Origin of the sequence: Sulfuricurvum sp., from assembly GCF_028688295.1 — a bacterium.
Lineage (GTDB): Bacteria > Campylobacterota > Campylobacteria > Campylobacterales > Sulfurimonadaceae > Sulfuricurvum.
In genome coordinates this window covers 1-7,576 of record NZ_JAQTYM010000087.1, presented here as the reverse complement: position 1 = coordinate 7,576, position 7,576 = coordinate 1, and the positions used below count along the sequence as shown (strand labels likewise).

The window sequence follows — 7,576 nt, the reverse complement described above, 5'->3', positions numbered from 1 at the left end:
CGAAGCGCTTTGACGTTTCTTCCGATACGTCGATACAGCTCATCAACATCCTCTTGGGTAAGATCTTCCAGTGTTCTCAATGCGGCTCCAAATAATTAGTAATTACTATTTAGAGTGTACTTATGTTATACTCCTTCACACAAATAGTAATAGCTATGTAAGCAGAAAAAGAAAGGAAAAAACTGCACTATGAATTCAAGAAATATACTTATAGCCTTAGCGCTAAGCAGCGCGTTATACGCCGATCAGCAACCCATTTCCAATGCCTTTATCGCGGGGATGAAAGAGATGAAGATCGAAGTAAAAACAACCGATGCGGCTAATACCATTGAAGTAGTCACACCGATCGAAGCATTCGGACGCACCTACATTACACGAAGCGAAGATGCTAAAGATATGCTTGAGCGTCAGTGCTTCGCATACGGGGGAGATGTCTATTTCAAAATTAAAGACAGTTTTGGAGATACTCTGGAAGCACACAGTCTTGATCATGCTAAAGTCAAAGCACTATCCGCAGAACAGCGAAACGAATATACCCAACTCAAACCCGACAATAAAGACTTCTTTATCAAATCACGTAGTGACTTTAGGGAGTTCTTTACCGATAAACGTCTCCAACGAGGTTTTATGTTCGATGCTGATGCTCTGCGACCTCAGAACTTCTACTATCACACGACATGTAAATCGATCGATACCGGTAAAACGATCTATACGGCTAAGACCAAACCCCATCCTGATACCTTAGTTGTCACGTTTAGCGAAGCGGTAGCGACAGAGAACTTTACGAAGCCGAAGATCTCTAAAACAATCGAGTCCTTATTTGCCGAATACGTAACGGAGCAAAAAGGGAACAAATACCTAATCAAGTATTCTCCGTTTACCAACCAAATTGAAATTGCAAGAGCATTCTGTGAAGAGGCATCGGGCAAACTCATTGTCGATGGCGGTGAAACGAATATCTATAGCAAACCGGTAATGATGAAAAGAGAGATGGGATGTATCGATATTGAACATCCGTTTGTATTTCGCATGATTGAAACGTTTAAATATATGCTTCTCACCGATATCGCTCCAGCGTATGCAAAAAACAACATTGTCATTGATCAAAGTGACGTATCGGATATCCAGATGCAAGGGCTTGCTCTCTCAACTTCAATGCTCCCATTAGGAGCTCAAAGTGAAAACAATATCGGCAACCGTAAACTGGTCTCTACACTCTACAGCGATAATGGCATGAGCAAGCTAGTTAATATCCAAGAGGTAGGTGGAAACAAGACCTACAAAAACTATAAAGTGCAAAATAATGAAGCCCGAGATATTACCGATGAACGGTTTGTCTATTCCAACCTAAAACTCCCTCAATCGATCCAAAACGCTAAAGGCTCATTAGTTCAGCAATGCAGCCAATACGGTGCGGGGAAAGTATCGATCGATGGTTATACCGCAACGTGTAGCAGACAAGCGTATGGAAATCAGTGCAGTGTGAATCTGATCTATATACGTAATGATCAGTTTGCCGGGCGTGAAGCGATGAATTGTAAGTAGTATCGGATAAATATAATGCGAGGAACGGTTAAATTTTATAACGCTGAAAAAGGATTCGGATTCATATTTTCGGAAGGGTTAAAAGAGGATATCTTCTTTCGAATCGGTGAGTGGAAACACCCATCGGTCCCCTCGGGGAATGATGATGTCGAGTTCGAACTGGGCGAAGATCAAAAAGGGTTTCGTGCTAGAAATATTCAGCTCATTTTTTCTGCAAAGGATAAACAAAACAAAGTACACGAATCCAAACATAAAGATGATCGGATCACTTGTCCATCGTGCGGTAGAAAAGTGGTGCCGCGTATGGTTACCTATCGAGGAGAACCGGATAAAACGCTCTGCCCATACTGCGGTACCGTTATCAAAACATTCGACAACAATGATTGCTTTCTAGTACATATCTATGGAGACCGTCATCATAAGCATCTAAATTTTTTACGTGCGTTTAGAGATACACAGTTGATGAACAATGGGATAGGTAAAATGACAGTGAAATTTTACTATTGGGTCTCGCCGTTTTTGATCAAAATGATTTCTCTAAATCGTAAGATTCAACACACGTGTTGAATCGAAATTGACACTATGAAATTGGTGCAAGATGAAAAAAATTGCCTATCGAAAGAGCAAACTTATTGTATATATCCATTTCTTTTTAATTCTTCGGTAGACATGCTTTGAAGAGATTTACGCAACCAGTGATGCGTGATCTCTCTCTTGTCTAAAGTCATACCGGAATCGGTTGCTTTTTGGACCCAACGCTTTTTGATTTTATTACTGGTAAGACGAGAGGTTATTCGCGATCTTCGGAAGGGGATTGTTTCAACTGTATCGTTACGGATTTTTTGATCGTGAGTGTACATGTAGGAGATGATGTTTCCGAAGTGATAACTATCTGATGCGGCAGAAATATCGAAGACGAGATAAGCATAAATGTGGAAGATGATTCCACCAAATGGAGTGCCTATTTTTTCGTGGTAATCTTCGATTAGTTTGATTGATTTTTGAATCGAAGCGTTTTGCTCAAGCGTATAGTCTTTAATTCTTTGTAGCTTAAAATACAGTGCGCGTTGATCGTCTGTGGCTTTGCCTTGATCGATTTGGTTTTTGATAGTAACAAGATCGAGAGTTGACATTTGGTATTTGTATTTGACCATGTCATCAAACGCATCTCCCGGTATGATATGATTTGGTTCGTAATTGAATATTAAGTTCTTGAAGAACTCTATATAGCGATTACACAGATATGTCCGCATGTACTGTTTCAGCTCGTCAGTTGTGTATTTCTTAGACATATGACTTTTCTCCATTTCAAAAAAGCCATCATAAATGGCAAATAATTAAATATAGCTTAACTATACATGGAAAAAATACGGTGTAACATACTTGAGATTAAACATAGTATTTGAGTATTAAAATAATCAAATAAATAATCAAAAATAAATTGTTATTAAATATATATATATTTAATAAATCTAAATAAATTTTATATACTATTAAATATATCTTCAGTATCATATATTTATATTAAATTGAAATTGAGATATATAAATGATAAACAAAGTAGAAATAAAAAAAATCATTCAAAATGTGTCAAAAAATCCAGAGCAGTATAAAAAGCGCTTGTCTAAACTTGATAAGTTACTAAGAGAAGAAAAAAAAGAATTAGTGCATCTTATCACCGTCTTAAATGTATCTCCGAAACGTATTTATGACATGATGATTGAGTCGGAAGCAATCAGTGGGATAGCATATATAACTTTTTACAAATGGATAAAAAACAACTCTGCAGAAGTTCTAGAACAAGCAGAAAATAATGATGTTAACGAAGCGGCAATTGAACAGCAGATAGTTATAGATAGTCGCGAAAAGTTTTATGGATTTGATATGAATAATGATCCGGATGTTGTCACTAATCCTGTGCCTCAATTGCATGAAATTTCCAAAGAATATATCTTTAACATTTTTAAGAATGACACCTCTTTGAATAATGAAAAAATTGTCTATATTCTTTTGTATGAAGTATCCGCAAGTGGTAATAACAAATTTAAAGACATATGGCATTTCATGTTGATGCAAAACGGTGAAAATATTCAACAATACTATGATCGACTTCAGGATGTTACCAATTCTCATGGAAAATATTCTTTTGGTATAACAAACGCTACGGCGTCTATATCAGATATTGCATTTACGTGTGGCTGTGATATGTATAAAATCATTCGTCGGACTATCTAATTGTGCAATTCACTTTAGCCATCCCAGTTTGACCAACTCGTTGATTCTCTCTTCATGATAACGCCGTAATACATCGGCTAATTCATACTCTTTATTTGGTACCCAAGTCGGGGCTTGTCCCGGTTTTGCTTTTTGTTTCATTGTGAAAAAAGATAACGGTCCAAGTGCTTCAATTGCATTGATATACTCCGGCAATCGGTCGCGAAAGATTTCACAAATTCTCTGAGCTTCTGAACGAAAACTTTTTTTGTTTACGTCTAAAATATCTACGAGTTTTTCAAAATGTCTTGGTGTAATATTACTGCGTTGTCCATCGATAGTTAAGTGTGAATCGTAGTGCTTGGTATTGGAATAAATACGTGTCGTTGCAATGTCATAAAGGGGTGCAAAAAGTTTAATTGATTCGCTAATAATAAGCGATAAATTTTTCGTGTGCATATCTTCATGTGAGATGATCATAGAGTAAAAATAGTGCTTTAAAAGTTCTAGGCGTTCTGCTTCGCTGATGAGTTCTTTTTTGATGCGAGTAAACATTTTTTCGCTCGTGGTGCTGTATTTATTTTCAGCACGTAAACCCAAATAGGTTGAGAAGTTTGCTTTCGCAAAACGGTACGTTCCTAACCGATCAAATCGCTTGATGAGATAATGAAATTCTTCATCGTTTTCTCGTTTGATCAGATACGATTGAGGAACGCGAAATCCCAATTCATTTTTGGCAAAACTCATAAAGAGATGTTCATTTAACGCTAAGTGCGGAAGGTAATATTGCGATGAAGGATCGGCTTTATAACGGCTGTAGGGTTTGAGAATAAAATCACGTATACCTTCTGATTTATCCTGATGTATCCGATGGTGTTCTTTATCAAGATCAACAAGCCGTTTGTATTGAAAACCGCTGATACCAGGAAGCTCGTCATAGGTAAAATGTGAGAGGTCTTCACCCTCAGGAAACAACTCTTCTTCGTTGATGTCGAGGGTATAGTTTTCAAGCACAGCAGGGAAGGGGAGAGCAGGGCCTAGAATGGTCTCCAGATTGCTTAAAAAAGAGGGGCGATTCTTTTGAGATTCAACCTGAGATTCACCGGTGAGCGTAAAATAAATATCGCCGATATTATGCGTTAATCGAACCAACATATCAAGCTCATCGGATGAGTTTAATGATTGTTCTAGCATCTCACGATTAACCCCTTCGGGGAGATTCTCATCAAACGCTGCATGAAGTTCTGAAGAAGGGTAGGGGACGATGTCTAAAGGTAACCCCGGGATTTCTACTTTGCTCTGGGTTAGGTATCGATCAGCATAGCAGAATACAAACTCCTGAGCGTTTTGAAAAAGGTAACCGGCGATTTGATCGGCTTTATGAACAAATATCATCCGATAATCTTTTGCATAGGCTTCACGGACATCTTTTTGCCAATAGACAGTTGATGCAGATTGTCCGACAGTACGAACTCGGTTGCTAGCTATAAGTTCATTGAGAACACGCAAAAGTTTTTTATCCTTAATCCCAAAAACACCACTTTTACGTTCGAGCTCTTTTAAGGATTCAGCTTCTTTTAGCGTTAAAATGATTTCTAAAACCTCAGTAATATCGGCTCTCACGTTAACTCCATCCATTTAAGGTTTTTAAGACATTATATTAAATTAATTTAAGTTTACAGCGATTAGTATAAATATAAACTTAATCAGTGTCTTGAAAAGCTTAAGCATTGTAATTTCACTGATTAATACTATCTGCCAGAAAACTATAGAGTGTTAATTTAAATGTAGATATATATAAATACATTTCAAAATTACGCTATACTTTCTTTAAAAAAGGAGAGTTCATGTCATCGGCTTCCGTCGTTCGATCACTGGTTGATAAATATCCAACAGGACAAATATTTACCTATAATGATTTAACATGTGATAAAGCAGCTGCTGCCATTGAGCTCTCTCGCCTCTATAAAAAAGGTGCTATTCAAAAACTGACACGTGGACGATTTTATAAAGCTGCTGAAGGTATGTTTGGTCCGATTCGTCCAACTGAAGAAGCGATACTTCAAGCCTATAAAAAATCTGCGCAAGGGTATGAGACAGGTTTAATGGCATACAACCGGTTGGGATTGACAACTCAAATACCTTCTGTCATTGAAATTGCGACAACGATGGAACCAAGAACAATCATGATCGGTAATACAAAAATCAAATTGGTTCGGCAAAGACGATCTCCTAAAAAATCAAATGTTCAATTGCTCCAAATCCTCGATGCGCTTCGTCAAATTAAAAAGATACCCGATGCAACACCCTCAGATGTGTTAATCAATATTAAGGGTATTATTACACTATTAAGTGATGTAGAAAAAAAAGAGCTCTCAAAACTCGTACTCGATTTCACACCCAGAACCAGAGCATTGGTCGGTGCTATTTTAGAAGAGCTTGATTGTAAACAATATACCGATGCAATCAAGCAAAGTCTAAACACTACGACTACATTTAGACTTAGAATAAATGAGAGTGTTTTAAAATATGGACGAAGTTGGAAAATACTATGACGCTTCATGAAAATCCGGCGCTTTTTTCAGAGTTGATAACCCTATCCGCCGATATGCTTGGCATGCGTGAGATCTATATTGAAAAAGATTATTGGCTTTGTATGATTTTGCGTAATTTAGCTGATTCAGATCCAGAAATATTCAATCGAGTTGTATTTAAAGGCGGAACAGCTTTATCAAAGGCGCATAAGCTGATTCATCGGTTTTCTGAAGACATTGATTTGGCATACATAGCTGAGGGGTTAAGTGGTAATCAAATAAAAAATAAACTCAAAGCTGCAGAACAAGCAATATTACCGGATATATTAACTACGATTGAAAACCACCCACAAGAAAGCAAGGGGTCAAGTCTACGAAAAACCGTACACCGTTATCCGAGAATCGCATTAGGGAAATTTGGAGATGCGATAGATGTTTTAATTGTTGAACTTAATGCATTTGCAAACCCCACCCCATTTAGCCGCAAAAATATCTCAACCTATATCACAGAGTTTTTAGTTTCCAAAGGCTCTCATAATCTCATACAACAATATGGCCTTGAATCATTTGAGTTGAATGTTCTTGATACACAAAGAACACTATGTGAAAAAATCAGTGCAGTCGCACGGGCATCCTATGAAGGGCACGATTATCTGCAAGCAAAGATCCGCCATTTTTATGATATTTATTGGCTGTTGAAAGATCGTAAAACAAATCAGTTTCTTCAATCAGACGCATTTAAAGTAATGATGAATATCGTGACAGAAGAAGATAGCAATATTGCTCAGTGGGCAAGCAAACCAATATCTGAGTCGCCGATTTATTTGGATCATATCGGAACGATGTCCCAGTTGAAACGATATTATGAAACAACGTTTTCAAGTTTAGTTTATGGTGAATTACCATTGTTTGAAGATGTGATTGAAGCGTATAAAACAGTAAAAGACAGACTTGAATAAAAAGAATATTTTTGTATTTTAGTTTCCTCATATTTAATTACTCGTCAATTGATAGACTCAATTTTAAAAACTTTCTCTAATCGTGACGAAAAACATCAAATTTTAGTTTCCGTATAAATTCTATTTTCGATATAGTTTTTCGTATAGAATATTGCAACTTATTTGGCTTTAAAAGCAGGGTAGGGCAGAGCGTACGAAAAACACTTGTTTTTTGTACATCATTGTCGCTTGTCATATCTAGAATATTTTTTCTCTTAGACCCCCCCTCTTAACACAAATGTAACACATTATCAGTATTATTTTTAATTATATGCACATATTTTT

General features: G+C 36.9%; 7 protein-coding genes. 5 read left to right on the top strand and 2 right to left on the bottom strand.

Annotated features, from left to right (window positions below):
* Positions 1 to 189: 189 nt before the first annotated feature.
* Both PHR02_RS12310 and PHR02_RS12305 read left to right on the top strand, forming a co-directional pair.
* Entirely contained in the window at positions 190 to 1,545 is a 1,356-nt protein-coding gene (locus tag PHR02_RS12310) for a hypothetical protein (protein ID WP_299992456.1), read from the top strand.
* A gap of 15 nt (positions 1,546 to 1,560) precedes the next feature.
* Positions 1,561 to 2,112: a cold shock domain-containing protein gene (locus tag PHR02_RS12305; protein WP_299992455.1), complete on the top strand. Its 552-nt coding sequence runs from the start codon at positions 1,561 to 1,563 to the stop codon at positions 2,110 to 2,112.
* Between the two features lie 62 nt (positions 2,113 to 2,174).
* Here the strand turns inward: PHR02_RS12305 and PHR02_RS12300 are convergent, their stop codons facing one another.
* Positions 2,175 to 2,678 (bottom strand): hypothetical protein, encoded by a 504-nt coding sequence (locus PHR02_RS12300; RefSeq protein ID WP_299992453.1) that lies wholly within the window; start codon positions 2,676 to 2,678, stop codon positions 2,175 to 2,177.
* Positions 2,679 to 3,093: 415 nt separating this feature from the next.
* On the opposite strand from PHR02_RS12300, the gene PHR02_RS12295 reads away from it, so the two are divergent.
* Positions 3,094 to 3,780, top strand: coding sequence for a hypothetical protein (locus PHR02_RS12295; RefSeq protein WP_299992451.1), 687 nt, complete (start codon positions 3,094 to 3,096; stop codon positions 3,778 to 3,780).
* Positions 3,781 to 3,789: 9 nt separating this feature from the next.
* Here the strand turns inward: PHR02_RS12295 and PHR02_RS12290 are convergent, their stop codons facing one another.
* The gene (locus PHR02_RS12290; RefSeq protein ID WP_299992450.1) at positions 3,790 to 5,397 is read right to left on the bottom strand and encodes a type II toxin-antitoxin system HipA family toxin; all 1,608 of its coding nucleotides are present in this window, start codon (positions 5,395 to 5,397) and stop codon (positions 3,790 to 3,792) included.
* Positions 5,398 to 5,606: 209 nt separating this feature from the next.
* On the opposite strand from PHR02_RS12290, the gene PHR02_RS12285 reads away from it, so the two are divergent.
* Entirely contained in the window at positions 5,607 to 6,314 is a 708-nt protein-coding gene (locus PHR02_RS12285) for a DUF6088 family protein (protein ID WP_299992447.1), read from the top strand.
* The gene (locus PHR02_RS12280; protein ID WP_299992445.1) at positions 6,311 to 7,252 is read left to right on the top strand and encodes a nucleotidyl transferase AbiEii/AbiGii toxin family protein; all 942 of its coding nucleotides are present in this window, start codon (positions 6,311 to 6,313) and stop codon (positions 7,250 to 7,252) included. Before PHR02_RS12285 ends, PHR02_RS12280 begins: the two co-directional genes overlap by 4 nt.
* Positions 7,253 to 7,576: the final 324 nt, after the last annotated feature.

Excerpts from the sequence above, each read along its gene's own strand:
- PHR02_RS12310 (WP_299992456.1), top strand. The coding sequence starts at position 190 with ATGAATTCAAGAAATATACTTATAGCCTTAGCGCTAAGCAGCGCGTTA.
- PHR02_RS12305 (WP_299992455.1), top strand. The coding sequence starts at position 1,561 with ATGCGAGGAACGGTTAAATTTTATAACGCTGAAAAAGGATTCGGATTC.
- PHR02_RS12300 (WP_299992453.1), bottom strand. The coding sequence starts at position 2,678 with ATGTCAACTCTCGATCTTGTTACTATCAAAAACCAAATCGATCAAGGC.
- PHR02_RS12295 (WP_299992451.1), top strand. The coding sequence starts at position 3,094 with ATGATAAACAAAGTAGAAATAAAAAAAATCATTCAAAATGTGTCAAAA.
- PHR02_RS12290 (WP_299992450.1), bottom strand. The coding sequence starts at position 5,397 with ATGGATGGAGTTAACGTGAGAGCCGATATTACTGAGGTTTTAGAAATC.
- PHR02_RS12285 (WP_299992447.1), top strand. The coding sequence starts at position 5,607 with ATGTCATCGGCTTCCGTCGTTCGATCACTGGTTGATAAATATCCAACA.
- PHR02_RS12280 (WP_299992445.1), top strand. The coding sequence starts at position 6,311 with ATGACGCTTCATGAAAATCCGGCGCTTTTTTCAGAGTTGATAACCCTA.